Annotated in this window: 28 protein-coding genes, 1 tRNA gene and 1 riboswitch; of the genes, 11 read left to right on the forward strand and 18 right to left on the reverse strand. The window is 66.9% G+C overall.

Going from position 1 to position 26197, the window contains the following annotated elements:
* Nucleotides 1–51: 51 nt before the first annotated feature.
* Entirely contained in the window at nt 52–2274 is a 2223-nt protein-coding gene (locus tag FNZ56_RS09490; RefSeq protein ID WP_143879607.1) for an NADP-dependent isocitrate dehydrogenase, read from the reverse strand.
* Between the two features lie 308 nt (nt 2275–2582).
* Between FNZ56_RS09490 and FNZ56_RS12890 the strand changes: the two genes are divergently transcribed.
* Both FNZ56_RS12890 and FNZ56_RS09500 read left to right on the forward strand, forming a co-directional pair.
* Complete coding sequence (locus FNZ56_RS12890) at nt 2583–3878, forward strand: sulfotransferase (RefSeq protein ID WP_185970717.1); 1296 nt, start codon at nt 2583–2585, stop codon at nt 3876–3878.
* Between the two features lie 107 nt (nt 3879–3985).
* A complete protein-coding gene (locus tag FNZ56_RS09500; protein WP_143879608.1) occupies nt 3986–4540 on the forward strand; it encodes a hypothetical protein in 555 nt (184 codons plus the stop codon).
* Nucleotides 4541–4610: 70 nt separating this feature from the next.
* Here the strand turns inward: FNZ56_RS09500 and FNZ56_RS09505 are convergent, their stop codons facing one another.
* The 7 genes from FNZ56_RS09505 to FNZ56_RS09535 form a co-directional block, all read right to left on the reverse strand.
* The gene (locus FNZ56_RS09505; RefSeq protein WP_143879609.1) at nt 4611–5090 is read right to left on the reverse strand and encodes a hypothetical protein; all 480 of its coding nucleotides are present in this window, start codon (nt 5088–5090) and stop codon (nt 4611–4613) included.
* 63 nt (nt 5091–5153) lie between these two features.
* Nucleotides 5154–5534 (reverse strand): LysM peptidoglycan-binding domain-containing protein, encoded by a 381-nt coding sequence (locus FNZ56_RS09510; RefSeq protein ID WP_143879610.1) that lies wholly within the window; start codon nt 5532–5534, stop codon nt 5154–5156.
* Nucleotides 5535–5625: 91 nt separating this feature from the next.
* Nucleotides 5626–6441, reverse strand: a complete 816-nt coding sequence (gene queF / locus FNZ56_RS09515) for an NADPH-dependent 7-cyano-7-deazaguanine reductase QueF (RefSeq protein WP_143879611.1) — start codon at nt 6439–6441, stop codon at nt 5626–5628.
* 69 nt (nt 6442–6510) lie between these two features.
* Complete coding sequence (locus tag FNZ56_RS09520) at nt 6511–6882, reverse strand: hypothetical protein (RefSeq protein ID WP_143879612.1); 372 nt, start codon at nt 6880–6882, stop codon at nt 6511–6513.
* An 18-nt stretch (nt 6883–6900) separates the two neighbouring features.
* Complete coding sequence (locus tag FNZ56_RS09525) at nt 6901–8214, reverse strand: amidohydrolase (protein WP_143879613.1); 1314 nt, start codon at nt 8212–8214, stop codon at nt 6901–6903.
* A 56-nt stretch (nt 8215–8270) separates the two neighbouring features.
* On the reverse strand, nt 8271–8678 hold the full coding sequence (locus FNZ56_RS09530) for an acyl-CoA thioesterase (protein WP_143879614.1): 408 nt from the start codon (nt 8676–8678) through the stop codon (nt 8271–8273).
* Nucleotides 8668–9720 (reverse strand): ribonucleotide-diphosphate reductase subunit beta, encoded by a 1053-nt coding sequence (locus FNZ56_RS09535; protein ID WP_143879615.1) that lies wholly within the window; start codon nt 9718–9720, stop codon nt 8668–8670. The genes FNZ56_RS09530 and FNZ56_RS09535 overlap by 11 nt, the downstream gene beginning before the upstream one ends.
* Here FNZ56_RS09535 and FNZ56_RS09540 point away from each other — a divergent pair.
* A complete protein-coding gene (locus FNZ56_RS09540; RefSeq protein ID WP_143879616.1) occupies nt 9719–10138 on the forward strand; it encodes a four helix bundle protein in 420 nt (139 codons plus the stop codon). The genes FNZ56_RS09535 and FNZ56_RS09540 overlap by 2 nt on opposite strands.
* Nucleotides 10139–10183: 45 nt before the next feature.
* Here FNZ56_RS09540 and FNZ56_RS09545 read toward each other — a convergent pair whose 3' ends face one another.
* The 5 genes from FNZ56_RS09545 to FNZ56_RS09565 form a co-directional block, all read right to left on the reverse strand.
* The gene (locus FNZ56_RS09545; RefSeq protein WP_143879617.1) at nt 10184–12601 is read right to left on the reverse strand and encodes a ribonucleoside-diphosphate reductase subunit alpha; all 2418 of its coding nucleotides are present in this window, start codon (nt 12599–12601) and stop codon (nt 10184–10186) included.
* Between the two features lie 169 nt (nt 12602–12770).
* Nucleotides 12771–12980: riboswitch (cobalamin riboswitch) on the reverse strand.
* Nucleotides 12981–13060: 80 nt separating this feature from the next.
* Nucleotides 13061–14146, reverse strand: a complete 1086-nt coding sequence (gene zapE, locus FNZ56_RS09550; RefSeq protein WP_143879618.1) for a cell division protein ZapE — start codon at nt 14144–14146, stop codon at nt 13061–13063.
* Entirely contained in the window at nt 14143–14808 is a 666-nt protein-coding gene (locus FNZ56_RS09555) for an alpha/beta hydrolase (RefSeq protein ID WP_143879619.1), read from the reverse strand. Before FNZ56_RS09555 ends, zapE begins: the two co-directional genes overlap by 4 nt.
* Nucleotides 14809–14905: 97 nt before the next feature.
* Complete coding sequence (locus tag FNZ56_RS09560) at nt 14906–15424, reverse strand: c-type cytochrome (protein WP_143879620.1); 519 nt, start codon at nt 15422–15424, stop codon at nt 14906–14908.
* 40 nt (nt 15425–15464) lie between these two features.
* Nucleotides 15465–15541, reverse strand: a tRNA-Arg gene (locus FNZ56_RS09565).
* A gap of 68 nt (nt 15542–15609) precedes the next feature.
* On the opposite strand from FNZ56_RS09565, the gene ubiA reads away from it, so the two are divergent.
* Complete coding sequence (gene ubiA, locus FNZ56_RS09570; RefSeq protein WP_185970718.1) at nt 15610–16518, forward strand: 4-hydroxybenzoate octaprenyltransferase; 909 nt, start codon at nt 15610–15612, stop codon at nt 16516–16518.
* Between the two features lie 34 nt (nt 16519–16552).
* Nucleotides 16553–16903, forward strand: a complete 351-nt coding sequence (locus FNZ56_RS09575; RefSeq protein WP_143879622.1) for a hypothetical protein — start codon at nt 16553–16555, stop codon at nt 16901–16903.
* Between the two features lie 9 nt (nt 16904–16912).
* On the opposite strand, the gene FNZ56_RS09580 is transcribed toward FNZ56_RS09575, so the two are convergent.
* Nucleotides 16913–17638 carry a double zinc ribbon domain-containing protein gene (locus FNZ56_RS09580; protein ID WP_407070490.1) on the reverse strand — a complete coding sequence of 242 codons (726 nt, stop codon included), beginning with the start codon at nt 17636–17638 and terminating at the stop codon, nt 16913–16915.
* Nucleotides 17639–17689: 51 nt separating this feature from the next.
* On the opposite strand from FNZ56_RS09580, the gene bioB reads away from it, so the two are divergent.
* The 5 genes from bioB to bioC are packed head-to-tail and all read left to right on the forward strand — an operon-like array spanning nt 17690 to nt 22018.
* Nucleotides 17690–18718 carry a biotin synthase BioB gene (gene bioB / locus FNZ56_RS09585; protein WP_143879623.1) on the forward strand — a complete coding sequence of 343 codons (1029 nt, stop codon included), beginning with the start codon at nt 17690–17692 and terminating at the stop codon, nt 18716–18718.
* 1 nt (nt 18719) lies between these two features.
* Entirely contained in the window at nt 18720–19118 is a 399-nt protein-coding gene (locus FNZ56_RS09590; protein ID WP_143879624.1) for a GFA family protein, read from the forward strand.
* A gap of 13 nt (nt 19119–19131) precedes the next feature.
* On the forward strand, nt 19132–20343 hold the full coding sequence (gene bioF / locus FNZ56_RS09595; protein ID WP_143879625.1) for an 8-amino-7-oxononanoate synthase: 1212 nt from the start codon (nt 19132–19134) through the stop codon (nt 20341–20343).
* A gap of 2 nt (nt 20344–20345) precedes the next feature.
* Nucleotides 20346–21113: a pimeloyl-ACP methyl ester esterase BioH gene (gene bioH / locus FNZ56_RS09600; protein ID WP_143880331.1), complete on the forward strand. Its 768-nt coding sequence runs from the start codon at nt 20346–20348 to the stop codon at nt 21111–21113.
* Nucleotides 21110–22018 (forward strand): malonyl-ACP O-methyltransferase BioC, encoded by a 909-nt coding sequence (bioC, locus tag FNZ56_RS09605; protein ID WP_143879626.1) that lies wholly within the window; start codon nt 21110–21112, stop codon nt 22016–22018. The genes bioH and bioC overlap by 4 nt, the downstream gene beginning before the upstream one ends.
* 23 nt (nt 22019–22041) lie before the next feature.
* Here the strand turns inward: bioC and FNZ56_RS09610 are convergent, their stop codons facing one another.
* Genes FNZ56_RS09610 through FNZ56_RS09625 form a run of 4 tightly spaced genes read right to left on the reverse strand, consistent with a single transcriptional unit; the run spans nt 22042 to nt 25485 of the window.
* Nucleotides 22042–22407, reverse strand: coding sequence for a hypothetical protein (locus FNZ56_RS09610; protein ID WP_143879627.1), 366 nt, complete (start codon nt 22405–22407; stop codon nt 22042–22044).
* A 52-nt stretch (nt 22408–22459) separates the two neighbouring features.
* Nucleotides 22460–22870, reverse strand: coding sequence for a PH domain-containing protein (locus FNZ56_RS09615; RefSeq protein ID WP_143879628.1), 411 nt, complete (start codon nt 22868–22870; stop codon nt 22460–22462).
* Between the two features lie 49 nt (nt 22871–22919).
* Complete coding sequence (locus FNZ56_RS09620) at nt 22920–24458, reverse strand: ArnT family glycosyltransferase (RefSeq protein WP_143879629.1); 1539 nt, start codon at nt 24456–24458, stop codon at nt 22920–22922.
* A gap of 25 nt (nt 24459–24483) precedes the next feature.
* Entirely contained in the window at nt 24484–25485 is a 1002-nt protein-coding gene (locus FNZ56_RS09625) for a pyridoxal-phosphate dependent enzyme (protein WP_143879630.1), read from the reverse strand.
* Between the two features lie 120 nt (nt 25486–25605).
* Between FNZ56_RS09625 and FNZ56_RS09630 the strand changes: the two genes are divergently transcribed.
* A complete protein-coding gene (locus FNZ56_RS09630) occupies nt 25606–26196 on the forward strand; it encodes a hypothetical protein (RefSeq protein ID WP_185970719.1) in 591 nt (196 codons plus the stop codon).
* Nucleotide 26197 lies beyond the last annotated feature (1 nt).

The following is a 26197-nucleotide window of genomic DNA, read 5'->3' on the forward strand; positions in this document are numbered from 1 at the left end:
GGCAACCATGCGCCCGGAGCACTCCGGGCGCGTTCCGCATCGTTCCGGGAATTACAGCGTCGCGAGCGCGGCGTTGAGGGTGGCGCTCGGCCGCATCGCCGCCGACAGCTTCCCCATGTCCGGCTTGTAGTAGCCACCAATATCGACCGGCTTGCCCTGAACCGCGAGGAGTTCCTCGACGATCTTCGCTTCGTTGTCCGCCAGCGATTTCGCCAGCGGCGCGAACGTCGCCGCCAGTTCCGCGTCGGCAGTTTGCGCGGCCAGCGCCCGCGCCCAGTACAGCGCGACGTAGAAATGGCTGCCGCGATTGTCGATCGTGCCGAGCTTGCGGCCCGGCGAGCGGTCGTTGTCGAGGAATTCGGCATTGGCCGCGTCCAATGCGTCCGCCAGCACCTTGGCGTGCGCGTTGCCGCTGGTGTCGGCGATGAATTCCAGCGAGGCCTGCAACGCAAGGAATTCACCGAGCGAATCCCAGCGCAGGTAATCCTCGGCCACGAACTGCTGCACGTGCTTGGGCGCGCTGCCGCCGGCACCGGTTTCGAACAGCCCGCCGCCGTTCATCAGCGGCACGATCGACAGCATCTTCGCGCTGGTGCCCAGCTCCATGATCGGGAACAGGTCGGTGAGGTAGTCGCGCAGCACGTTGCCGGTGGCGGAAATCGTGTCCATGCCCCCGCGGATGCGCGCCAGCGAGAACTTCATCGCCGCGACCGGATCGAGGATGCGGATATCGAGCCCGCCGATGTCGTGATCCTCGAGGTAGCGCTCGACCAGCACGATCAAATTCCGGTCGTGCGCGCGCTGCGGATCCAGCCAAAAGACAACGGGCGTGCTCGAAAGCCGCGCGCGGTTCACCGCCAGCTTCACCCAGTCGCGGATCGGCGCGTCCTTGGTCTGGCACATGCGCCAGATGTCGCCGGCATGCACCGTGTGCTCCATCAGCACGGTGCCGGCGTCGTCGATCACGCGCACCACGCCATCGCCGTCGATCTTGAACGTCTTGTCGTGAGAACCGTATTCCTCGGCGGCCTGCGCCATCAGTCCGACGTTGGGCACGCTGCCCATGGTCGCCGGGTCGAACGCGCCGTTGGCCTTGCAGTCTTCGATCACCGCCTGGTAGATGCCGGCGTAGTTGCGGTCCGGGATCACGGCTTTCGTGTCCTGCAATTCGCCCTTCGCGTTCCACATGCGACCGCTGTCGCGGATCATCGCCGGCATCGAGGCATCGACGATCACGTCGCTGGGCACGTGCAGGTTGGTGATGCCCTTGTCGGAATTCACCATCGCCACGCCCGGGCGCTCGCCGTAGAGCGCGGCGATATCGGCTTCGATTTCGCCACGCTTCGCCTCCGGCAACTGGCCCAGGCGCGCATACAGGTCGCCGATGCCGTTGTTCGGGTCGAAGCCGATCTCGGCGAGCGCCTGCGCGTGCTTTTCCAGCACCGGTGCGTAGAAGCGCGAGACCGCGATGCCGAACATGATCGGGTCGCTGACCTTCATCATCGTCGCCTTGAGGTGCAGCGAGAACAACACGTCGCGCGCCTTGGCGTCCGCGATCTGCGCATCGACGAACGCGGCCAGCTTCGCCGCGTCCATCGCCGCGGCGTCGATCACTTCGCCGGCCTGCACCTTCACCGGCGCGCGCAGCGGGAAGCTGCTGCCGGTGGCGCTGGTGAATTCGATGCGCACGCTGCCCGCGGCCGGCACCACCACCGACTGTTCGCTGCCGTAGAAATCGCCGTCGCCCATGTGCGAAACGTGCGATTTCGAACCTGCGTCCCACTTGCCCATCTTGTGCGGATGCTTCTTCGCGTAGGCCTTCACCGCCTTCGGCGCGCGTCGGTCGGAATTGCCTTCGCGCAGCACCGGGTTCACCGCGCTGCCCTTGACCTTGTCGTAGCGCGCTTTCGCGTCCTTTTCGCGATCGTTCTTCGGCTCGTCGGGATAATCCGGCAAGGCGAAGCCCTGTTTCTGCAGTTCGGCGATCGCCGCCTTCAGCTGCGGGATCGAAGCGCTGATGTTGGGCAGCTTGATGATGTTCGCTTCCGGCGTCTTCGCCAGTTCGCCGAGTTCGGCCAGGTCGTCGGACACGGCCCCGGCGCCGAGCAGGTCCGGGAACTGCGCGAGGATGCGCGCGGCCAGCGAGATGTCGCGGGTTTCGACGCCGACGCCGGCGGTGCGCGCATAGGCCTGCACGATCGGCAGGAACGAGGCAGTGGCGAGGAACGGCGCCTCGTCGGTCAGGGTATAGAGGATCTGCGCGGAATCGGACATGGCGGCCATGCGTGGCGGAAAGGCCGCCATTGTCGCGCATGTCCGTTGTTCGACGCATTCCGCGTTCTACGACGAGGCAGGCGGCTGGAATCGCAGCGCATCGTGCTGCGTCCATTGCGTCCCGCATCGCGAAGTTTCCGGGGGGAACGACCTGAATGCGGGTTCCGGGCGGCGACGTTCTGGACTCGCGCGGGAACTGCGGCAATACTTGCCGGTTCATGGCATATCTGTGCATCCGATCACAGATGCCGTACGTCCTTGACCCGGAACGACAGGGGGTTCCGGCCAGTTTTTGGGGAAGAACATACGTGTACACGGTCGAAGCGGTGGAAGAGCGGGTCATCGGCGTGATCGCCGACCTCACCGAGGATTGGGACGTCGAACTCGAAGGCGGCATGAACTCCGGCACGACCATGGTCGGGGACGTCGGCTTCGCATCGATCGATTTCATCCAGATGGCGGTCGCCATCGAGAGTGAGTTCAAGACCAAGCTCGGTTTCCAGGACCTGCTGATGCAGGCCGGGAAGTACGTCGACGACGTGACCGTGCGGCAGATCGCGCAATTCGTCGCCGAACGGCTCAACAATGGCGTGCCCGCGGCGCCCGCCGCCCCGGCCGCGACCGATCCTCAGCGCGTGACGTCGGTGCCGGAGGAGCAGCGCGTCACTGCCACGAAGCTCGCCACCTTCCGCCGCCGCTTCCCGGTGCGCGACCTGGCTGACGACGGCACGCCGAAGAACGAACGCGCGGTGTTCGTGCTCTCGCCGCCGCGCTCCGGATCCACGCTGCTGCGCATCCTGCTGGCCGGCAACTCGAAACTGTTCGCGCCGCCCGAATTGCACTTGCTGCCGTACCGGACGATGGCCGACCGGCGCAGGGCGCTTGAAGGCGCGCACACCGACCACCTGCTCGAGGGCACCGCGCGCGCGCTCATGCACCTCAAGGGCTGGAGCGCCGAGCAGTCGCTGGCGTTCGTCGCCGACTGCGAGCGGCAGGGCATGACCACCAAGGCGTTCTACCGCGAACTGCAGGCGCCGCTGCAGGGCGAGCGCCTGCTGGTCGACAAGACCCCGTGGTACATCGTCGATGTCGACATCCTCAAGCGCGTCGAGCGCGACTTCGTCGATCCGCTGTACATCCACCTGGTCCGCCATCCGCTGGGCATGGTGCGTTCGTACGAGGAATCGTCGATGCAGCGCCTGCTGCCGCCGACCGCGACGCAGGAGGGCGGTTACGGCAGCCGCGAGCTCGCCGAGTTGACCTGGCTGCTGGCCCAGCAGAACACGCTGGAGATTTCGAAGCAGGTGCCGGCCGAACGCTGGCTGCAGGTGCAGTACGAGCAGCTGGTGGTCGAACCCGAAGCGGTGCTGCGCCGCATCTGCGGCTTCGCCGGCATTCCTTATGAAAGCGCGATGGTCAATCCGTACGACGACATGGATCGCATGACCGACGGCGTGGCCACTGCGTCGCGCATGAGCGGCGACCTCAAGTTCCACCTGCACAACGCGATCAATCCCGACGCGGCCGTGCGCTGGAAGCGCTTCTACTCCGAGGACGTGCTCGGCCGCGAAACACGCGAACTGGCGGCGGCGCTGGGGTACTGAGTCCGGTTCGATCCTCGCGGATCGATCGTGAAGCGGCAAAATCCGGCAAAGCCATGCGCCCGTCGCGGCGTTAGGCTGGTGCGCATCGTGGCCGTGCGGGGAACGAAATGCTGCGTACCATCCGATGCCTGGCCCTGGCCCTGGCGGTGTTCGCCATGACCGATCTTCCTGCGCAAACGCCTCCACCCGCCACGCCGCAAGCGCCGCCCTGCGGCGATGCCATGCACCGGCAATTCGATTTCTGGGTCGGCAGCTGGGACGTGACCGGGCCCAAGGGCGAAAAGACCATCGGCCGCAGTCGGGTCGAATCGCGGCTGGGCGATTGCGTCATCCACGAACACTGGTTCGGTGGCGGCGGCACCATCGGCGAGAGCTTCAACATCTACAACGCCGCGACCGGGAATTGGGAACAGTTCTGGGTCGACAACGGCGGCAACCGCCTGCATCTCGTCGGCGGCCTCGTCGACGGACGCATGGTGCTGGAAGGCAGGCACGACAAGCCCGACGCGGACAGCGGGCTGTTCGGGCGCGAACGCATCGCGTGGACGCCGAACGCCGACGGGACGGTGCGCCAGTTGTGGGAATCTTCGAAGGACGACGGCAAGACCTGGACTGTCTCGTTCGACGGCCTGTACCACAAGGCCACGACGCCGGTTCCCTGATTGATCGCAGCGCGCCTGCGAAAAGGGCGCGGCTCTCGCCGCGCCCTTCGTGCATCGAATCGATGCTGGTTTATTTCACTTCGAAGTCGCGGCTCTGGACCACGCTGCCGTCCAGCGAGATCTCGACCTTGTACTTGCCCGCGGGCCAGCCGTCCGGCTTGCTGATGCTGAAATCGGTGGTCTGCGGGCCGGCGGCGACATCCTTGTCCTGGCTGTCGACGGTCTGGCCGTCCTGGTAGGTCCACTTCGCGTTGAGCTTGCTGGCCGCGCCGTCGGTGGCGACCGAGGCGTGGATGGTGTCGTTCTTGGCGAAGCTGGTGGAGGCCGTGGTCACCTTGTTGTCGGCGCCGACGGCATTGCCGAGGTCGACCGAAGCGACGGTGGCCGGGGTCGGCGCGGGCGCCGGCATCGGTTCGGCCGGGGCGGGGGCTGCCGGTTCGCTCGCCGGCGGCGTGGTCATCGCTGCGTCGTCCTTCTTCTTGCAGCCTGCGAGCGCGACGGTCGCGAGCAGCGCGGTGGCGATGGCCAGCGAAATGCGGTTGCGGATCATGGTTGTCTCCTGTGGATGTCTGGGATCGCGTGTCGAAAAGCGGCGTCGTGGAACGGCGAATGATCAGCCGTTCGCGTCCGGAAGCTTGAGCACCTGGCCCGGGAAGATCTTGTCCGGGTCGTCGATCTGGTCGCGGTTGGCATCGAAGATCGCGTGCCACTTGCTGGCCTTGCCGTAGTGCTTCTGCGCGATGTGCGAGAGCGTGTCGCCCTTTTGCACGGTATAGGTCTGCTCGCCCGCCCCGGCGCCACCGCCGTCGGGCACGCCGTCGACCTTGCCGACCACGTTGGAGAAATCGGCCTTGCCACCGGTTCCACCAGAACCACCGCTCGTATCCGGAACGGTATCGACATGGCCCTGCACGTTGGAGAAATCGGCCTTCTTTTCGCCGCCCGAGGCCAGCGACAGCGAATTCGGATCCTTGGGGTTCTGCGGATTGGTCATTGGGGACTCCTTCGCCCGTGTAAACCTCCGCCAGCGTCCCACGCGGTCCGTTAAGAAAACATCGCGTCGACCGGAACGGTTGGCCCGCGGTTCATTGTCGAAGGTCGCGGCCGGGCGTCGGTGCGATGAAGCCCGGCGTCGCGCGCCACGGGTTGATGTCGAGTCCGCCGCGTCGGGTGTAGCGCGCTTCCACCGACAACGCATGCGGCCGGCAATGCGCGAGCACGTCGACGAAGATGCGTTCGACGCATTGCTCGTGGAATTCGGCGTGGTCGCGGAAGGAAACGAGGTAGCGCAGCAGCCCGGCGCGATCGATGCGCGGGCCGCGGTAGGCGATGCGCACGCTGGCCCAATCCGGCTGGCCGGTCACCGGGCAATTGGATTTCAGCAGCGCGCTCGACAAGGTTTCGTTGGCATCGCTGCTGGCGTCGGATGCGAGCAAGGACGCATCCGGTGGGCCGTAGGATTCGATGGCGATGTCCTGCGCGTCGATGTCGATCGCTGCGTCGTCGTCGCGCAAAGGCGGCAGGCCGAACGCGACCGACACCGGCGCGCCGGCGGCGTTCGACAGGTCGCGCGCGATGGTATCGCGCACGGCGTCGTCGCCGTCGAAACGCGAGGCGTTGAAGGAGTTGAGGTAGAGCTTCAGCGATTTCGATTCGACCAGGTTCGGCGAATCCGCGGGAACCTCGAAGGTCGCGGTCGCGACGCGCGGCTTGCCGCGCGCGTCCAGCCACGAGAGTTCGTAGGCGTGCCAGCGGTCGAATCCGGCGAAGGGCAATGCATCGGCTCGAATGCCGAGCGCGTCGCGACCGAGGCTGCGCGCGATCGGGAACAGCAGCGAGGCGTCGTATTCGCGCGGATAGTCGACGTGGCGGCCGAGCGAGGAATCTTGCGGGGTGCTCATGCGGGGATTATCGCCTGAGTCGAACGGTGCGGAGTAACGGCTTCGATTCGAATGGATTATTACCCGCAGTCAATAAAAGCCACTGCAATGCCATCTTTCCCGCGATCCTTTGGGTTGCAGGGTGCAGTTGTTAACTCCGGGGCCTGTGTAGTGAAAAGTCAGCATATAAGTGCCGCTCGGCTCTAGCTCGTAAATGAAGGTGACGCCTTCTGTATTGTCAGGGCGCAGCTCATTCAAGGGTGTCCTGAGAAACTCCGGAGACAGGGCAGACAAGGATTTTGGGTACTGTCCGTGGACGGATTTAAATTTTTCGAGCGCTGCCACGGCTTGTTCACCCTTCTGCTTACCTTCTGCAAGTTTTTGACCTTCCTTCGAGTCCCAGCAAGATGCGAGGAGCACAGAAGCCGTCAAGAGAGTCAGTGTGGAAATGATGCGCGTCATAAAGGTGGCCAACTTACGTTATCGGGAGACGGGTGATTCACCATCAGCCAGAAAATCCAGCGTCGTCTGCAGCATCGCGCGCAGGCCGACGTCGAGCGCACCTTCGTCCGGCGAATACAGCGGCGAGTGGTTCATCGGCATCGTCGCCGGGTCCTTGCCTGCCGGCGTGCTGCCGACGAAGAAGAACATCACTGGCGCGGCGCCGGCGTAGTAGGCGAAATCCTCGGACACGGTCAGCGGCGGTTGGTCGATCACGTGGTCCTTGCCGACCGCCGCTTCCAGCGACGGGCGCAGCTTCGCGACCAATGCCGGATCGTTGACCAGCGCCGGCGCGTTGGAATCGACCTCGAGCTCGGCCTTCGCGCCGCTGGCTTCGGCGAAATCCGTCGCGGTGCGGCGGAAACGATCGACCACGTCGGCGCGCACCTTGGGATCGAACGTTCGCAACGTTCCGACCAGCAGCGCGTCGTCGGGGATGATGTTGAAGCGCACGCCGGACTGGAACAGCCCCGTGGTCAGCACCACCGGCGAATTCGCGATGTTGACCTGGCGCGCGACGATCGACTGCGTGCCGAGCAGGATCTGCGCGCCGACGGTGATCGGATCGACGCCATCCCAGGGCCGCGCGCCGTGGGTCTGCTTGCCGGTCACCTTCAGCGTCCACTCATCGACCGCGGCCATGGTCGGGCCTGCGCGCACGCCGATGTCGCCGACGTGCAGGCTGGCCCAGACGTGCAGGCCGAGCACGGCGTCGGGCTTGAAGTCGCGGAACAGGCCTTCGTCCATCATCAGTTTCGCGCCGGCGATTTCGCCCGGCGTCGGCGGGCCTTCCTCGGCCGGCTGGAACACGAACATCACCTCGCCCGGCAATTCGCTCTTCATCTTCGACAGCGCTTCGGCCACGCCGAGCAGGATCGCCACGTGCATGTCGTGGCCGCAGGCGTGCATCACCCCGACCGGCTGGCCGCGGTATTCGCTCTTCACCGTCGAGGCGAACGGCAATCCGGTCTGCTCGGTCACCGGAAGCGCGTCCATGTCGGCGCGCAGCGCAATGCGCGGCCCGGGCTTGCCGCCTTTCAAAATCGCGACAACGCCGGTATGCGCGATGCCGGTCTTAGGCTCCAGCCCGAACGAACGCAGCTTGTCGGCGATGAATTGCGCAGTGCGGGTTTCGTGGTTGCCGAGTTCCGGATGCTGGTGGATGTCGCGGCGCCAGGCGACGATGTCGGCGCGTTCGCCTTGCGCGGCGGCCGCGACCTCGGGGCGCTGGTCGGCGAATGCGCTGGCGGGCAACAGCGCAGCGAGGGCGAGGGAGAGCGGCAGCAGGCGCATGGCGAAGGCTCGTCGCGACGGGTGCCGACGATGCTAGCGCAGCCGCCGGGCCGCGGTCAGGCGGAAAGTGCCGGCACCTCGGTCGGGCGTCCGCGCGCATCCAGCGCGATCATCACGAAACGCCCGCGCGTGCACAGGTCGCGTTCCCCGGTCGGCAGGTCCTCGGCGATCAATTCGACGTCCACCAGCATCGAACTGCGACCAACGCCGACCACGCGCGCGATCGCCTCCACCAATTGCCCCTGCCGCACCGGCAGGCGGAAATTCACCTGCTCCGAACGCGCCGTCACTACGGTCTTGCGCGCATAGCGCGAGGCGGCGACGAACGCGGCCTTGTCCATCCATGCCAGCGCCTGTCCGCCGAACAGCGTGCCGAGGTGGTTGGCGTGGTCGGGAAAGACCATTTCCAGCAGGCGCGCCTCGGTCGGCGGCGCGGGCGAGGTGTTTCCCGCGTCAGAACGCATGGTCGAAACCGACGTCGCCCTGCACGCCGACCTGGTAGGCCGACACGCGCCGCTCGAAGAAGTTGGTCAGTTCCTGCACGTCCTGCAGGTCCATGAACGGGAAGGGATTGCGTGCGCCGAAATGCGTGGCGAACCCGAGCTGCGACAAGCGCTGGTCGGCGCAGTATTCCAGGTATTGGCGCATGTCCTTCAGCGATAGCCCGGCCACGCCGCCGGACAGCGTGTCCTGCGCGAACGCGAATTCGCATTCCACCGCTTCGGCGAGCATGTCCACCACTTGCCGGCGGAAGTCGTCGTCGACGAGATCCGGCTCCTCCTCGCGCGCGGTGCGGATCACTTCGAAGGCGAAGGCCATGTGCCCGCTCTCGTCGCGGAACACCCAATTGGTGCCGCTGGCCAACCCGTGCAGCAGGCCGCGCGAACGCAGGTAGTACACGTAGGCGAACGCGGCGAAGAAGAACAGGCCCTCGATGCAGGCGGCGAAGCAGACCAGGTTAAGCAGGAACGCGCGGCGCTGTTCACGCGTCTCGACGCGCCGCAGCGACTGCACCGAATCCATCCACTTGAAGCAGAACTCGGCCTTGGTGCGGATCGAGGGGATGTTGTCCACCGCGGCGAAGGCCCTGGCGCGCTCGTTCGGATCCGGCAGGTAGGTGTCGAGCAGGGTCAGGTAGAACTGCACGTGCAGCGCTTCCTCGTACAACTGCCGCGACAGGTACATGCGCGCTTCCGGCGCGTTGACGTGCTGGTACAGGTTCAGCACCAGGTTGTTGGCCACGATCGAATCGCCGGTGGCGAAGAACGCCACCAGCCGTTCGATCAGGTGGCGCTCGGCCGGGCCGAATTTGTGCTTGAGATCGTTGACGTCCAGCGAGAAGTCCACTTCCTCCACCGTCCAGGTGTTGCGGATGGCGTTGCGGTACATCTCGTAGAACTTGGGGTAGCGCATCGGGCGCAGGGTCAGCTCGAAGCCCGGGTCGAGGAGGCGAGGAACGAGTGGATAGGAACGAGGAACGAGAGTGGGGTTTACGGATGCGGGCATGAGAGTTTTCCTGATGGTGGTTCCGTTGCAGGCGCGGCAACGTGTGCCTGCAAGGGAGCGAGCGATGCACTATCGGGATGCGGAAGTCTGGAAAAGGTCGATGGCGCTGGCCGAGCAGGCATGCAGGCTGGCCGATGGATTGCCGGCGGCGGAACGCTTCGGATTGCGTTCGCAAATCAGCCGCGCGGCGGTCTCGGTGCCCAGCAATATCGCGGAAGGATGGTCGCGCGAATCACGCAGGGAGAAAGCCCAATTCATGGCGATCGCCCAAGGATCGCTGTCCGAACTGCATACCCAATTGCTGCTCTGCGAACGCTTGGGGTGGCTCGACCCCGGGGCGCTTCGACTGCCCTACGGCCTGATCGACGAGACCAGCCGCATGCTGACCACGCTGCGAAGGAAAATGAGAACGGGATAAGCATTGCTTTTGCTCGTTCCTCGTTCCCCTGCGCTCGTTCCTGCTTCACTGGCAGGCCTCGCAGCTTCCCGGGTTTTCCAGCGAACATGCCACGGCCTGTTCCGGCGCGTAGTCCGGTTTCGGCGCCTCCGTCGCGGTGTTGCCGACCGTGGCCTTGGCGATCTTCGTCGCCGGGCGAGAGCGAAGGTAGTACGTCGTCTTGATGCCGCGCTTCCACGCGTACATGTACATCGACGACATCGCGCCGATGCTCGGGCTCTCCATGAACAGGTTGAGCGAGGCCGACTGATCGATGAAGGCGCCGCGCTCGGCGGCCATGTCGATCAGGGAGCGCATCGGGATTTCCCATGCGGTGCGGTAGATCGCGCGCAGCGCCCCCGGGATCGCGTCGACGCCTTGGACCGACCCCTCCGCGCGCTTGATCGCGTCGCGCAGTTCCGGCGTCCATAGCCCGAGCTTCTTCAGCTCCTCGACCAGGTAGCGGTTGACCTGCAGGAAGTCGCCCGACAATGTCTCGCGCTTGAACAGGTTGCTGACCTGCGGTTCCGCGCATTCGTAGCAACCAGCGATGGAGGCGATGGTAGCGGTCGGTGCGATCGCGACCAGCAGCGAATTGCGCAGGCCATGTTCGCGAATGCGCTGGCGAAGGCCGTCCCAGCGTTCGGCGTTGCCAGGCGCGACATTCCAGGCGTCGAACTGCAATTCGCCATTCGCGGCGCGGGTGTCGGCGAAGGCCGGGTGCCGGCCTTTCTCGATGGCCAATTCGTTCGACGTATCCAGCGCGCGGAAGTAGATTTCCTCGGCGATCCTCGCCGACAACGCGCGCGCCTCGTCGCCGTCGAACGGCAGGCGCAGCTTGAAGAACACGTCCTGCAGGCCCATCACCCCGAGCCCGACTGGACGCCAGCGCAGGTTGCCGCGGCGCGCGGATTCGATCGGGTAGAAGTTCAGGTCGATCACGCGATCGAGCTGGCGGACCGCGAGCTGCACGGTTTCGCCGAGCTTGTCGAAGTCGAAGAAACCGTCTTCGTCGAAGTGCCGCGCGAGGTTGATCGAGCCGAGGTTGCATACCGCGGTTTCGTCGTCGCCGGTGACTTCGAGGATCTCGGTGCACAGGTTCGACAGGTGGATCACGTTGCCGGCGCGCAGGGTCTGGTTGCTGGCGCGGTTGCACTTGTCCTTGAAGGTCATCCAGCCATTTCCGGTCTGGGCGAGGGTGCGCATCATCCGCGCGTAGAGTTCGCGCGCCTTGAGCTTGCGCGTCGCCTTGCCCTGCGCCTCGGCCTGTTCGTAGGCGCGCTCGAAATCCGTGCCGAACAGGTCGGTGAGCTCGGGCACCACGCGCGGGTCGAACAGCGACCAGTCGTCGTCGGCCTCCACCCGGCGCATGAAGATGTCCGGGATCCAGTTGGCGAGGTTGAGGTTGTGCGTGCGCCGCGCCTCGTCGCCGGTGTTGTCGCGCAGCTCGAGGAATTCCTCCACGTCCGCGTGCCACGGTTCCAGGTAGACGCAGGCCGCACCCTTGCGCTTGCCGCCCTGGTTGACCGCGGCGACCGAGGAATCGAGCGTCTTCAGCCACGGCACGATGCCGTTGGAATGGCCGTTGGTGGACTTGATCAGCGAACCACGCGAACGCACGCGCGTGTACGACACGCCGATTCCCCCGCTGAACTTGCTCAGTTGCGCGATGTCGCCGTACTTCGCGTAGATCGATTCCAGCGTGTCCCGCGGCGAATCGAGCAGGAAGCAGGACGAGAGTTGCTCGTGGGTGGTGCCGCTGTTGAACAGGGTGGGCGAGGAGGCGATGTATTCCAGCCGGGCGAAGCGCTGGTACAGCGCCAGCGCCTCGGGCACGTCCTCGGAGAGCGCGCAGGCGATGCGCAGGAAGAACTGCTGCGGCGTCTCGATCACCTTGCGGCTGTGCGGGTGGCGCAGCAGGTAGCGGTCATAGAGCGTGCGCAGGCCGAAGTAATCGAACTCGCGGTCCAGCGAAGGATCCAGCGCGTCGTTGAGCTTGCGCGCGTTGGCCTGCACGAAGCCGAGCAGGCGGTCGTTGATCAGGCCCACGTCGTGCCCGCGCGCGACCGATTGCGAGAACGCGTGGATCTCCTGGCCGGCGACTTCCTTGGCGATCACGCCCGCGAGCAAGCGTGCGGCGAGGCGGCCGTACTCGGGTTCCTCGCCGGTGAGCAGCGCGGCGGTGCGGATCGACAGTTCGTCCAGTTCCGCGGTGGTCGCGCCGTCGTACAGGCCGGAGATGGTGCGGGTCGCGACGCGCATCGGCTCGACCGCATGCAGCCCCTCGGCGGCACGGGTCACCGCGCGCACGATCTTGTTCAAATCCACCGGCTCGCTGGAACCGTTGCGCTTGGTCACGCGCATCGTGGTTGCGGTGGGCGGTGCGGTCAGGTCGAATGCGGGCGTCGTCGCGGCGGCGGCCACGGCGGTATCGGTATGCGACATCGGTCATCTCCATGCATGGCGCACGGGCCGGGCCTGTCCCCCGCAGGCGCGGATGGCATCGGAAACGCAGAGTGGAGGCGAGGTGTCGCAGGAACCGGAATGGAACGATGGCGGGCCTGCTGCACCAGCCATCTCCCCCCGGAGATTCCTCGGCCGGCACCGCGCGGCGTGCATCGCGCGGCTGTCGGCAGGTCTTCGGGCTCGTGGATCCGGCACCGGGTTCCCGATGCCACCTCGGTCGCTGCTTCCCGGGGCCACCGCCCCAGTGCCTTTCGCGACCGCGTCACCACCTACCGCTGCGGGGCAGCGCCGGCATTGGACCGGCTTCCCTTTTCATCCGTTGGCCGAAGCCGCCGGAACCGACGCGCACAACATACGGTGGCCGTGCGGGCGGGTCAACGCGAAATGCCAATGCCGAGGTTTGCGGAAAGGCGGGCTGAACGCGCCAGCTGTCTGCCATCAGCCGTGGTGTTCGTGCGCGAAGTACTCGGACGATTGCATTTCGACCAGGCGCGAGGCGCAGCGTTCGAATGCGGAAGCGAGGCGTTCGCCGGCATACAACGCGGCTGGCGCGGCATCGGCGGTGCAAACCAGGTTGACGTGGCGATCGTAGAGCTCGTCGACGAGGGTGATGAAGCGGCGCGCGGCGTCGTTGCGCTCGTCGTCGAACACCGGCACGCCGCCGAGCAGCACGGTGTGGAATTCCTGCGCGACCTCGATGTAGTCGCTGGCACCGCGCGGGCCTTCGCACAGCGCGTCGAAATCGAACCAGGCCAGCCCGCGGCTGCGCGCGCGCACCGCGATGCGGCGGCCGTCGACGACGATGCCGGCATCGCGATGTCCGTCGTCGCCACCGAGCGCGTGCCAGCGCGATTCCAGCCATGCATCGGAGCCTGCGTCCAGCGGCGCGCGGTACACCGGCGAACGCACCAGTTCGCGCATGCGGTAATCGGTGGCGCCGGCGAGTTCGAGCACATGGCAATCGCGTTCGATCAAATCGATCGCGGGCAGGAAGCGCGCGCGCTGCAGTCCGTCCTTGTAGAGGTTCTGCGGCGGCGTGTTCGAAGTCGTCACCAGCAGCACGCCTTCGCCGAACAGGCGTTCGAGCAGGCGCCCCAGCAGCATCGCGTCGCCGATGTCGCCGACGAAGAATTCGTCCAGCACCAGCACGCGCAGCGATGCGCGCCATTCGCGCGCGATGATCGCCAGCGGGTCGCGTTCGCCGGCATGTTCGCGCAGGCGTTCGTGCACCTCGCGCATGAAGCGGTGGAAGTGCGTGCGCCGTTTCTGCGCGATCGGGAGCTGGTCGAAGAACAGGTCGATGAGGAAGGTCTTGCCGCGACCGACGCCGCCCCAGAGGTACAGACCGGGAATCGCATCGTCGTCCTTGCGCGAAAACAGCTTCGCGAAAAAGCCATCGCGTTCCGGTGCGGCGATCAACGCGGCGTGGATGCGGTCGAGTTCGGCCAGCGTCGGATGCTGCGCGGGATCGTCCTGCCAGTCGCTGCGCGCAACCCCGGCGGCATACGCTTCGGAAGGCGTCATGCGGCCGGCAGGTAGGGCCGCACGCCCTGCTTGATCGCGCCGCGCAGGTCCATCAGCTTGCGATGGAAGAAGTGCGAGGTGTCGGGCATGCGCACCAGTTCCAGCTGCGGCGGATTCAATGTCGCCAGCCACGCATACACCGCCTGCGGATCGACGATCTCGTCGGCTTCGCCCTGGACCACCAGCCACGGCATGGTCGGCGCGGGGATTTTGGCGAAATCCCAGCGCCCGGCCGGCGGCGCGATCGACAGCAGCAACGAGGGTTTCAGTTCCGCGGACGCGCGAATGCTCACGTAGGCACCGAAGCTGAAACCGCCCAGCCACAGCGCATGTCCCGGCCGCGCCGCGCGCGCCCATGCGACCACGGTGCGCAGGTCGTCGAGTTCGCCATTGCCCGAATCGAACGTGCCCGCCGATGCGCCGGCGCCACGGAAATTGAAACGCACGCTGGTCGCACCGAGTTCGCGCAGGCTGCGCGCGGCCATGGTCACGACCTTGTTGTGCATGGTGCCGCCATCGGTGGTCAGCGGATGGCAGACCACCGCGAGCAGCGGCAGGGAAGGCGAATCGGCTTCCGGCGCGTCCACCGCGACCTCGAGCGGGCCGGCGAGGCCCGGCAGTGAGACAGCGCCGGAAGCGTCGGGGAACAGGGGAGGAGCCATGCGCCGATGATAGCCGGGCGACCGTTCGCGCCCCGGAAAGGCCGTAAACGCGAACGCCGCCCGGAGGCGGCGTTCGTGGCGATGCGGATACGGGCGCTTATTTGAGCTGGCCGAGGATCCAGTCGACCGTGGCCTTGACCTGCTCGTCGGTCAGCGCCGGGTTGCCGCCCTTGGGCGGCATCACCCCGCCGTCGGGGCCGTGGTAGCCCTCGATGGCGTGCTTGTACAGCGTGTCCTTGCCCTCGGCGATGCGCGCGGTCCAGTGCGCCTTGTCCAGGGTCGGCGCGCCGCCGGCGCCGGAGGTATGGCAGCCGGTGCAGAGGTTGTTGAAGATCACCGAACCATCGGTGGTGCCGCCGTAGGCGACCTGCGAGGCCGCTGCTGCGGCCGCGGCCGCGACCGCCGCCGCCTGCTGCGCCGCGCCGGTGGAACCGGCATACACCGCGCCGGTCGGGGCGATGCGCGCCTCGGTCTGCTTCACCGCCACCGGCGAGACTTCGGCCGGGATGAGGCCGTTGAGATGGTGGGCGAACAGGATCAGGCCCACGGTCACCGCCGCAAGGAAGGCGAGGACCATCGAGAAATGCTTGAGGAAGACCAGGTCGTAGTTGCGCACGCGGCACCTGTAACGGCACGAATCCGTGAAGTATAGGGAATGGCGCGCCCGGAGGGATTCGAACCCCCGACCAATGGCTTCGGAAGCCACTACTCTATCCGGCTGAGCTACGGGCGCCGGGCCGCGTATTGTCCATGATCGACGCGCGTGGCGCGACCCGCGGGCGCCCTTGCTACCCTGCCGCCATGCCCTACGAACGCGATTTCGCGCCCATTCCCGAACCGCTGCCGGCCTGGCGCGGGCGCCTCGGCCAGTACTGGAAACTGGTGCGCGGCGACCGCCCGATCGGCTGGCTGTTGTTGCTGTGGCCGACCTGGTGGGCGCTGTGGCTGGCGGCTGGCGGCCTGCCGCCGTGGGGGCCGCTGGTGGTCTTCACCCTCGGCGTATGGCTCACGCGTTCGGCCGGCTGCGTGATCAACGACTATGCGGACCGCTGGCTGGATCCGAATGTCGAACGCACGAAATCGCGACCGCTGGCGACCGGCGCGGTATCGGGACGCGAAGCGCTCGCCGTGTTCGCGGTGTTGATGCTGTTCGCGTTCGGACTGGTGCTCACCACCAATCGCCTGACCGTGTTGCTGAGCTTCGCCGGCGTGTTCCTCGCCGCGAGCTATCCGTATTTGAAGCGCTACACCCATCTGCCGCAGGTCTACCTCGGCATGGCCTTCGGCTGGGGCATCCCGATGGCCTTCGCCGCGGTGCAGGGCCATGTGCCCGCGCTGGCGTGGCTGTTGTACGTCGCGAACATTTTCTGGGCCACGGCCTACGACACCTGGTACGCGATGGTCGATCGCGACGACGACCTGCGCATGGGCGCGAAGTCGACCGCGATCCTGTTCGGCGACATGGATCTCGTCGCGCAGGGCGTGCTCTACGCCTGCATGTTCGTCGCATTGGCGCTGGTCGGGCGGCAGGCGCAGCTCGGGGCGTATTACTGGTACGGCCTCGGTGCGGCCTTGTTGCTGGTACTGTGGGAATTCTTCCGCGCACGGCATCGCGACCGCGACGGCTGCTTCCGCGCGTTCCTGCACAACCACTGGGTTGGCATGGCGGTGTTTGCGGGAATCGCGGCGAGCGTGATGGTGAAAGCGTAACGACGCATCTCGACAAGGTTGGAGGGGACAGATGATGGATACGTTTTCGATTTTGCTTGGGTTAGCAGGAATGATCGTCGGTTTATTCCTGTGGAACAGGCTGGTGCGCTATGCGATCTCCATTTGGAGTGCAAGCTGGAAAGGGAATGTTCCACCCGACATGACATGGGAACAGATCGCGAAACTCATGTCGGTCACGCGGATGTGCTTTGCCGGATGGGCACTGATTTTCGGTGGTGCATGCCTGTATTTCAGCCTGCATCAATCGCCGAATATCCATCTGGCTTGGTTCTTCGGCGGGATGGCGACGACCCCGATCTTTATCTGGCGGACAACCTCGACCATGCTTCGGCGCCTCAAGGCGCAAGCGACTCCGAATTCGTAATAGAAAAATTCACGGCACCCGCGCACACACCCACGCTTCCACGCGCGCGACACCGGCTTTCCGCAAGGCCTTCGCCGCGGCGTGCAAGGTCGCGCCGGTGGTCATGACGTCATCGACCAGCACGACGCACGCCGGCAAGGCGCAATCCGAATCGACTTCGAACGCATTGCGCAGGTTGCGCTTGCGCTGGTCCGCGTGCAGGCGCGATTGCGCGGCGGTGGCGCGGGCGCGATGCAGCAGGTCGTCGCGTAGAGGAAGGCCGCAAGTCGCGGCCAGAGGTTTTGCCAGTTCCAGCGCCTGGTCGTAGCCGCGCATTCGCAGGCGCTTGCGGTGCAGGGGAACGGGAACGATCACCGCGTCATGCGGGAATGACGGCGCGGTTTCGCGCATCAAGGCGGCGAGCAGGCGCCCGGCGGCGAGGTCGCCGTGGAACTTGAAGCGCGGCAGCAGGCGATCCAGCGGCGGGGCGTAGAGGAAGGCCGCATGGATCGCGTCCAGCGGCGGGGGCCGGTGCAGGCATTCGCCGCAGACCGAACCCGGCGTCGGCAAGGGCAGGGCGCAGCGCGGGCAGGCGGTCCGCAACCACGGCAATCCCGCGTGGCAGGCGGCGCAGAGGTCGCGTCCGGCGGCGCCGCGACCGCCGCAGGCGAGGCAATGCGCCGGCCAGGCCCGGCGCCAGGCACGACGCCAGCCGTCAACCATCGCCATGGTCGTGAAGTTGACAGCCCCGGGCATGCTTTCCAGACTGCCCGCCTTGCACCCGCCTGTCTGTCAGGGAATTCCGAAATGACGCCGCTCCGCCACGACTGGTCCCGAAACGAAATCGAAGCCCTGTTCGATTTGCCGTTCCCCGAGCTGCTGCACCGCGCGGCGAGCGTGCATCGCGCCCACTTCGACCCAGCCGAGGTGCAGGTCAGCACCCTGCTGTCGGTGAAGACCGGCGGCTGTCCCGAGGATTGCGCCTATTGCCCGCAGGCGCAGCGCTACCACACCGGCGTCGAGGCGACGAAGTTGATGTCGACCGAGGCCGTGGTCGAAAAGGCCAGGCAGGCCAAGGCCGCCGGTGCCTCGCGCTTCTGCATGGGCGCGGCCTGGCGTTCGCCGCACGACCGCGACATCCCCAAGGTCGCGGCGATGATCCGCGAGGTGAAGGCGCTCGGGCTGGAAACCTGCGCCACGCTCGGCATGTTGTCGAACACGCAGGCGCATGCGCTGCGCGATGCCGGGCTGGACTACTACAACCACAACCTCGACACCGCGCCGGAGTTCTACGGCGAGATCATCCACACCCGCGAAATGCAGGATCGCCTCGACACGCTCGCGCACGTGCGCGACGCGGGCATGAAGACCTGCAGCGGCGGCATCGTCGGCATGGGCGAATCGCGTTCGCAGCGCGCCGGCCTGCTGCAGGCGCTGGCGAATTTGCCGGCGCATCCGGACTCGGTGCCGATCAACCGGCTGGTGGAAGTGCAAGGCACGCCGCTCGGCGATGCGCATACCTCGACCTTGCTCGATCCCTTCGAATTCGTGCGCACCATTGCGGTCGCGCGGATCATGATGCCGAAATCGATGGTGCGCCTGTCGGCCGGACGCGAAACCATGAGCGACGAGCTGCAGGCGCTGTGCTTCGCCGCCGGCGCCAACTCGATCTTCTACGGCGAGAAGCTGCTGACCACCGGCAATCCCGACACCGAGCGCGACATGGCGCTGTTCGCACGCCTGGGCCTGCGCCCGATGCAGATCGAGAACGCGACCGACCACGCCATCGATGCGTGTTCGACCACCGTGCACGCCGGCATCACCGCGGCGGCCTGAGATGCAACAGACCTATCGCGCCAGCTGCCATTGCGGGCGGGTCGTCGCCGAGGCCGACCTCGACCTCGAACAGCCGAGCTTCCGCTGCAATTGCTCGATCTGCCGGCGCACGCGCTTCTGGCCGGCGGTGGCGCGGCCGGAGCAATTCCGCCTGTTGCAGGGCGACGGCGCGCTGGTGAAATACGTCTTCGCCGGCGAAAAGAACCACCACTTCTTCTGCGGCAGCTGTGGCGTGCGCGTGTTCGGCGTCGGCAACGACACCCCGATCGGCAAGATGGTTGGCGTCAACCTCGGTTGCCTCGAAGACGTGTCCGAGGAAACGCTGTCGAAGATCCCGGTCGTGGCCATCGACGGCATGCACGACCGGATGGACACCCCGGAATTCTTCGCCCACCTCTGACCGGACCGAGCCCATGGCCCGCACCGACCTTCGCCAACGCATCGCCGACGCGCGCGCGCAACGCGCCGCACGGGATCGCGTGCGCATGCGCCGCACCGCCAGCCGTCGCGACGGCGTGCGCTTCGAAGTCGACGGCCAGTGGCTGACCGGTTTCTGCGGCAACGACTACCTCGGGCTTTCGCAGCATTTCGCGGTGGTGAACGCGCTGCAGGACACCGCCGCGCGCGAAGGCGCCGGCGGCGTCGCCTCGCACCTGATCTGCGGCCACCACGCCGCGCACGTCGCGCTGGAACGCGAAGTCGCGGACTGGCTGGGCGTGCCGTCCGCATTGCTGTTCGGCAGCGGCTTCATGGCCAACCTCGCGGTGGTGCAGGCGCTGCTCGGCGAAGGCGACGTCTGCGTGCAGGATCGCCTCAACCACGCCAGCCTGATCGATGCCGCGCGCCTCGCCGGTTGCAGCCTGCGCCGTTATCCGCACGCCGATGCCGAAGGCGCGCTGCGGCAATTGCGCGGCGTGCCGGAAGGCGCGGCGCTGCTCGCCACCGACGGTGTGTTCTCGATGGACGGCGACGTCGCGCCGCTCAAGCAACTCGCGCTGGTCGCGCGCGCGCAACGCGCCGTCATGTATGTCGATGACGCGCACGGCGCCGGCGTGCTCGGCCCCGAAGGACGTGGCAGCGTCGCCGACGCCGGCCTCGGCGTCGATGCGGTGCCGCTGCAGCTGGTGACGCTGGGCAAGGCGCTGGGCAGTTACGGCGCGGTCGTCGCCGGCGATGCGGAGCTCGTGCGCCATCTCGCCGAAACCGCGCGCCCCTACATCTACACCACCGCGCTGCCGCCGGCGCAGGCCGCGGCCTCGCTGGCGGCGGTGAAGCTGGCGCGTCGCGACCAGTGGCGGCGCGACCGGCTCGTCGCGAGCATCGCGCGTTTCCGCGAAGGCGCAATGAAACGCGGTTTCGAACTGATGCCGTCGGACACGCCGATCCAGCCGCTGGTTTGCGGCGAAGACGCGCGCGCGCTGGCGTTCGCGCAGGCGTTGGAAGCGCAGGGCGCCTGGGTCGCGGCGATCCGCCCGCCGACCGTGCCCGAAGGGCAGGCGCGCTTGCGCATCGCCTTCTCCGCGCTGCATTCGGATGCGGATGTCGATGGCCTGCTCGAAGCGCTGGAATGGGCGCGGGAGGCGGTCGGCAACGGCTTCCCGGTCGATCGCGCAGCGCGCGCATGAGCCTGTTCGTCGAAACCCGCGGCGAAGGCCCGCCGCTGGTGTTGCTGCACGGCTGGGCGATGCACGGCGGCGTGTTCGCGCCACTGGTCGAACGATTGTCGTCGCGCTTCACGTTGCATCTGGTCGACCTGCCCGGGCACGGGTACAGCCGCGACAGCGGCGTGCCGCTGCGGCTCGATGCCTGCGTGGATGCGGTTCGCGACGTCGTACCGCACGCGCCGTGGTGCGGCTGGTCGCTGGGCGGGTTGGTCGCGCTACACGCGGCAGCGACGCGCCCCGGCGACGTGCCCGCGCTGGCGATGCTGTGCGCGAGCCCGTGCTTCGTGAAGGGCGAAGGCTGGAAACACGGCGTCTCCGCCGAGATCTTCCGCAGTTTCGCCGACGGCTTGCGCAACGACTACCGCGGCACGCTGCAACTGTTCATCGCGCTCGAAGCCTTCGGTTCCGATCATGCGAAGGACGACATCCGTTCCCTGCGCGGCGAATTGTTCGCGCGCGGCGAACCCTCGGCCGAAGCGCTCGCGGCCGGCCTGGAATTGCTCGAAACCAGCGACCTGCGCGACGCGCTGCCGACGCTGTCGGTGCCGTCGCTGTGGATCGGCGGGCGCCGCGACCGCCTGGTCGATCCGCGCGCGATGCAGGCCGCTGCCGCGCTCGCGCCGAACGCGTCCGCGCACGTGATCGAACACGCCGGGCACGCACCGTTCCTCACCCATGCGGACGAGGTGGCGACGTTGCTCGCGGATTTCGCGACGGAACACGCTGCGTGAACGCGCTATACGACGCGAAGCAGGTGCGCCGTGCGTTCTCGCGCGCGGCGTCCGGTTACGACGCGGCTGCGCGCTTGCAGCATGGCGTGGAAGCGCGGTTGCTGGAGATGCTCGATTACCGCGACGATCCGGCGTTGAAGCGCGAACCGCCGCGCGTGGTCGTCGACCTTGGTTGCGGGCCGGGGCGCGCGGCGGCGGCGATGCAGAAGCGCTGGCCCAAGGCGAACGTGCTGGCGCTCGACCTCGCCCTGCCGATGCTGCGCGAAACGCGCGCGGCGTCGAAGCGCGGGATCAACCCGTTCGCGCGACGACCGCAGCCGGTGTGCGCCGATGCGCGCGCGTTGCCGCTGGCGGAAAATTCCGTCGACGTGCTGTTCTCCAACCTGTGCCTGCAATGGGTCGAGGACCTCGATGCGGTGTTCGCCGGTTTCCGCCGCGTGCTCAAGCCGCAGGGCCTGCTGCTGCTCTCGACCTTTGGCCCGGATACGTTGTGGGAACTTCGCGAGGCCTTCGCGCGCGCGGACGAGGCGCCGCACGTCAGTCCGTTCGCCGATATCGCCGGCGTCGGCGATGCGCTGGTGCGCGCCGGGTTCCAGCAGCCGGTGCTGGAACGCGAAGTCGAAACCACGGCGTATCCCGACCTCGCGGCATTGATGCGCGAATTGCGCGCGATCGGCGCGACCAATGCGTTGGCCGCGCGCCGGCACACGTTGACCGGGCGCGCGCGTTTCGCCGCGGCCGAACGCGCTTACGAGCCGTTGCGCGGCAGCGACGGAAAGTTGCCGGCGACGTGGGAAACGATCACCGCGATGGCGTGGGCACCGGAAGCGGGTGCGCCGATCCGCGAAGGCGGATTCGATGTCGCGCGATTCCCGGCGAATGCGATTCCGGTGCGGAGGAGATAGTGTCGGCAGAAACTGATCGAGAATTAGTTCGGCGTGAGAGGGTTATCAGCGCCGCCTGCATTCTTTCGTCTGGCAATTTGTCGTAGTACGGATTGTTTGATCCGCCAATCATTGATTGGATACACAAGTCGAACAAAACCGTACATGGTTGCAATGATTCCCGCGGCGATTATGAGTCTTGCTGGCTTGCCGAGAGCGAGTTCCTTTGCGAGCCTCAAGCTCAATAGCGCCAGTGCGATCGGTGTGATGAGGGCTGCTGCGACGGACAAAAAAATCTCAAATCGATAACGAGAATCTGATTCAGCGGCTTGATAGAGAACGTCTACTTCGTCGTCTGAGAAACCTTTGAGTTCGGTTTCCATCAGCGAATAAAAGTCATCGTCCTTCATGGCGCGTACGGACTCGAACTATCAATAGACCGCGTTTCGCGGTAACTCATGATCACTCCGCATCCAGATACCGCACCCGCTTCGCATCGCGGCGCGCTTCCACCAGCGTGCGGATCTTCTCACGCACGGCTTCCGCATCCTTGATGAAGGTCATGCGGATTTCCGGAGAAGTCTCGTCGGTGGTGAACAGCACCACCTGGCCGAGGCCGAGCATGCGTTCGGCCAGGTTCTGTTCGAAGCGGCTGTCGCGCACGCGGTAAAGCTCCAGGTCCTCGGTGCTGCGGGTGAACACGCCGCGCGTGGTCTTCAACCGCTGGCCGGTGAGGGTGTAGGTCGTGTTGCGTGTTTCCAGCCAGCGCCAGAACGCCCACGGGATCGGGACCAGCAGCACGCAGGCGACGAACCACCACAGGTTCTGCCACTGCGAAGGATGGCCACTCCATTCGATGCGTTCGTCGTTCATCGCCGTCTCCCCGTGGACGGCGGCAGTGAAGCACGGCCGCGGGCGTGGCTCAACCGCCGCTGGCCGGCACGACGCGGAACAGAATCCGTTTCTGGTAGGGCGTGCCCTGCGGCAGGGCGCGATAACCGAGCGCGGTGAAGCGCGCTTGCACCTTCGGCCAGTTTTCCTGCTTGGTGATCCACAATGCGTCGGGATCGGCGTTGCCAGCCATTCGGCTGTCAGAGCCCGCCAGCGCATGCGCGACGTCGGTGTCGTTGACCGGGTTGAAGCGTGCAGCATGCGGGTCCGGCAGCATCGAAAGTTTTTCCACCTGCGCGCCGAGTTCGACGTGCAGCCCGTAGCGGGCCATGTCCTCGACGAAACGCACCTTGTCGATCGTGCCCGGGATGCGTTCGCGGATCGCCTGCGCCCATTCCGACGCATCCTTGTGCGTTTTCCAGAACCCGGTCGCCGCCGCCAGCGCCAGCAGCAACGCCGCCCATGCGACGATCGCGCGCCAGTCGGGCAGGCCACGGCCTTCGCGCTGGCGTTGCATCGCGACCAGCAGCGCCAGCGCGGGGAACAGCGGCAGCAGGTACAGCGGCATGCGCGAACGCGAGATGCAGAACACCAGCAGCGGCAGCAGCAACCACAGCGTGGGGAACAACCACGCGCGTTCGCCTGCGCGGCGTTGCGGGTTCCGCCACCAGCCGCGCACGTCGGCGGGCAGGCGCCGCGCCCAGCGCAGCAGCGCCAGCGTCCACGGCAGCGTTCCCAGCAACAGCGTCGGTGCGTACACCTGCAGCCAGCCGTACCACTGGCCGTTGCGGTTGAAGTCGTCGGTGGCGACGCGGTTCACGACTTCGTCGCCGATGAAGTAATCCGACAGCCCCGGGTTCGCGCGCACTACCGCGATGAACCATGGCGTCGCGATCGCCACGAACAGCGCCAGTCCGCCGATGTCGAAAATGCGCCGGCGTTGTCCGCGCGGTTGCAGCAGGTCGAATGCGAGGATCGCGATCAACGGCAGCAGGCCCGGCGGGCCCTTGGTGAGGAACGCCAGCGCGAAGCCGACCCACATCAGCAGCAGCCAGCGTCGCGTTCGCGAAGGAGCATCGAAACGCGATTCGACGAAGGCCCACATCGCCAGGGTTTCGCAGGCGGCGAGCACGAAGTCGGTGGTGATGTATTGCGAAGCGCCGAAGGGCAGGGCCATGGTCGCGAACGCGAGCGCGGCGGTGTCCTCGCTGCCGGGCACGAGTCGGCGCGCGCCGCGCCACACCAGCCACGTGCACAACAGGAAGGCCAGCGCCGACGGCAGGCGTGCGGCCCACGGGTTGCGCCCGAATGTCGCCACGCTGGCGGCGATGGCCCAGTAGGTCAGTGGCGGCTTGGTCCAGTGGCCGACGTCTTCGCTGCGATGCGGCGTGATCCAGTCGCCGCTGTCGAGCATGTTCATCGCGACATTGGTGTAGCGGCCTTCGTCCGGATCCCAGATGCCGCGCACGCCGAGGAAGCCGAGCGCGAGCACGACCGCGAGCAGGGCGATCCACGCGCGTGCCGGAAACCGCGAGTGCGTGCGTGCGGGTGCAGCGGAATCGGCGTTCATGGCGCAATGTTCCTCGCAGTTCGCTTCAGGATGCGCGCGGCATGGTGCCCGCGAGCAATGTCGGCAGCATGTCGGGATCGACGTTGCCGCCGCTGAGGATCACGCCGATCCGCTTGCCGCGCACGCGTTCCGGCTTCGCCAGCACCGCGGCCAACGCGATCGCCGACGAGGGTTCCACCCGCAAGCGCGGGTCCTGCCAGAGTGCGCGCAGGGCCGCGAGCGTCGCCTCGTCGTCGACCGCGACGACTTCCGCGTTGGCCGTGCGCAGCATCGCGAAGTTCGGTGCGCCGAGGTCGCCGCGCAGGCCGTCGCACACCGTCGTCGGCACGTGCGCGTTGGCGCGGCGTTCGCCTTCGCGCAGCGAACGCAACGCGTCGTCGGCGTCCGCGGGTTCGGCCAGCAGCAGTTCGCAACGCGGCGAACGCGCGGCCAGCGACAGCGCGCTGCCGGAGGCGAGGCCGCCGCCGCCGACCGGCACGACGAGAACATCGAGCGCACCGCATTCGGCGAACAATTCCAGCGCCGCGGTGCCCTGGCCGGCGATCACGCGCGCGTCCGCATACGGATGCACCAGGGTCGCGCAGGTATCGCGCTGCACCTGCGCGCACATCGCTTCGCGCGCGGCGATGCCCGGTGCGCAACGGTGCAGGATCGCGCCGTGGCGACGGATCGCATCGAGTTTCACCGGGTTCGCGCCTTCGGGCACCACCACGTGGCAGGCGATGCCGCGCAGCTTCGCCGCCAATGCCAGTGCCGCACCGTGGTTGCCGGAGGAATGGGTGGCCACGCCGCGCGCCGCGGCCGGGGCATCGAGCGATTGCACCGCGTTGCAGGCGCCGCGGAACTTGAACGCGCCGCCGCGCTGCTGGTGTTCGCATTTGAAGAACAGTTCGGCGCCGGCCAGTGCATCGAGCCGGGTCGACCGGGCGACCGGGGTCACCCGCGCATGCGCGGCGATGCGCGCCGCGGCATCGAGGACGGCGTCGAAATCGGGAAGGGCCGGCTCGGAAAAGGCATGTTCGCGCATGGCACAAGCGTAGCCGGATGCGGGCGCGGATTCATTTTCGCCGCAGGGGTTAAGGACGGATTCAATGGCGCGGCGGGAAGCTGCAGGCATCGATCCATCCGGCTAGCCAGGGGGCACGCCATGAAACTCGCAACCTTCCTGCCCGCGCTCGCCGTACTGGGCCTGTCCGGCTGCGTCACCGGCTACGGCTACAGCGACGACGGCTATTACTACGGCCGGCCCGCGGCCAGCGTCGGCGCCTATGGCAGCTATGGCTATGGACCGGGTTATTACGGCTATTACGACCCGTACCGCGGCTACTACTACGATCCCTACTACGGCTATTACTTCCCGCGCCCGCCGGTGGTGATCATCCAGCGCCCGCCGGGCGATGGTCACGGCCATGGTGGCCACGATCACGACCACGACGGCGACGACCACGACCACGATGGGCACGAGCCGCCGCCGTGGCGCGACCTGGACAACCTCGGCAACAACGGCCCGCGCCCGGTGCGCGCACCCGACGCCTCCGACGGCGGGGCGCGGCCGCGGCCGTTGGCGCAACCGCAAGCCGGGGACGTGCCGAGCCCACCGGCGAGGGTGCGCATGTCCGACCCGACGCCGCCGCGGGTGAATCGCGTCGATTCGCCGCGTCCGGCCACCGTTGCCCCGTCGATGCCGCGCATGGGCGACGACGATGCGCCGATGCGTAAAGGTGACCGCCGTCGCTGAA

The sequence above is a fragment of the Lysobacter lycopersici genome, from assembly GCF_007556775.1.
GTDB classification, from domain to species: Bacteria; Pseudomonadota; Gammaproteobacteria; order Xanthomonadales; family Xanthomonadaceae; genus Pseudoluteimonas; species Pseudoluteimonas lycopersici.

Coding starts and splice junctions, on each gene's coding strand:
- FNZ56_RS09580 (WP_407070490.1), bottom strand. CDS start 17,638: ATGCCCGGGGCTGTCAACTTCACGACCATGGCGATGGTTGACGGCTGG.
- FNZ56_RS09590 (WP_143879624.1), top strand. CDS start 18,720: ATGCAACAGACCTATCGCGCCAGCTGCCATTGCGGGCGGGTCGTCGCC.
- FNZ56_RS09615 (WP_143879628.1), bottom strand. CDS start 22,870: ATGAACGACGAACGCATCGAATGGAGTGGCCATCCTTCGCAGTGGCAG.
- FNZ56_RS09490 (WP_143879607.1), bottom strand. CDS start 2,274: ATGTCCGATTCCGCGCAGATCCTCTATACCCTGACCGACGAGGCGCCG.
- ubiA (WP_185970718.1), top strand. CDS start 15,610: ATGCCCTACGAACGCGATTTCGCGCCCATTCCCGAACCGCTGCCGGCC.
- FNZ56_RS09530 (WP_143879614.1), bottom strand. CDS start 8,678: ATGCGTTCTGACGCGGGAAACACCTCGCCCGCGCCGCCGACCGAGGCG.
- FNZ56_RS09500 (WP_143879608.1), top strand. CDS start 3,986: ATGCTGCGTACCATCCGATGCCTGGCCCTGGCCCTGGCGGTGTTCGCC.
- FNZ56_RS09510 (WP_143879610.1), bottom strand. CDS start 5,534: ATGACCAATCCGCAGAACCCCAAGGATCCGAATTCGCTGTCGCTGGCC.
- FNZ56_RS09610 (WP_143879627.1), bottom strand. CDS start 22,407: ATGAAGGACGATGACTTTTATTCGCTGATGGAAACCGAACTCAAAGGT.
- FNZ56_RS09540 (WP_143879616.1), top strand. CDS start 9,719: ATGAGAGTTTTCCTGATGGTGGTTCCGTTGCAGGCGCGGCAACGTGTG.
- FNZ56_RS09620 (WP_143879629.1), bottom strand. CDS start 24,458: ATGAACGCCGATTCCGCTGCACCCGCACGCACGCACTCGCGGTTTCCG.
- FNZ56_RS09545 (WP_143879617.1), bottom strand. CDS start 12,601: ATGTCGCATACCGATACCGCCGTGGCCGCCGCCGCGACGACGCCCGCA.
- FNZ56_RS09505 (WP_143879609.1), bottom strand. CDS start 5,090: ATGATCCGCAACCGCATTTCGCTGGCCATCGCCACCGCGCTGCTCGCG.
- queF (WP_143879611.1), bottom strand. CDS start 6,441: ATGAGCACCCCGCAAGATTCCTCGCTCGGCCGCCACGTCGACTATCCG.
- FNZ56_RS09525 (WP_143879613.1), bottom strand. CDS start 8,214: ATGCGCCTGCTGCCGCTCTCCCTCGCCCTCGCTGCGCTGTTGCCCGCC.
- bioB (WP_143879623.1), top strand. CDS start 17,690: ATGACGCCGCTCCGCCACGACTGGTCCCGAAACGAAATCGAAGCCCTG.
- zapE (WP_143879618.1), bottom strand. CDS start 14,146: ATGACGCCTTCCGAAGCGTATGCCGCCGGGGTTGCGCGCAGCGACTGG.
- FNZ56_RS09575 (WP_143879622.1), top strand. CDS start 16,553: ATGGATACGTTTTCGATTTTGCTTGGGTTAGCAGGAATGATCGTCGGT.
- bioF (WP_143879625.1), top strand. CDS start 19,132: ATGGCCCGCACCGACCTTCGCCAACGCATCGCCGACGCGCGCGCGCAA.
- FNZ56_RS09555 (WP_143879619.1), bottom strand. CDS start 14,808: ATGGCTCCTCCCCTGTTCCCCGACGCTTCCGGCGCTGTCTCACTGCCG.
- FNZ56_RS09520 (WP_143879612.1), bottom strand. CDS start 6,882: ATGACGCGCATCATTTCCACACTGACTCTCTTGACGGCTTCTGTGCTC.
- FNZ56_RS09630 (WP_185970719.1), top strand. CDS start 25,606: ATGAAACTCGCAACCTTCCTGCCCGCGCTCGCCGTACTGGGCCTGTCC.
- FNZ56_RS09625 (WP_143879630.1), bottom strand. CDS start 25,485: ATGCGCGAACATGCCTTTTCCGAGCCGGCCCTTCCCGATTTCGACGCC.
- FNZ56_RS09535 (WP_143879615.1), bottom strand. CDS start 9,720: ATGCCCGCATCCGTAAACCCCACTCTCGTTCCTCGTTCCTATCCACTC.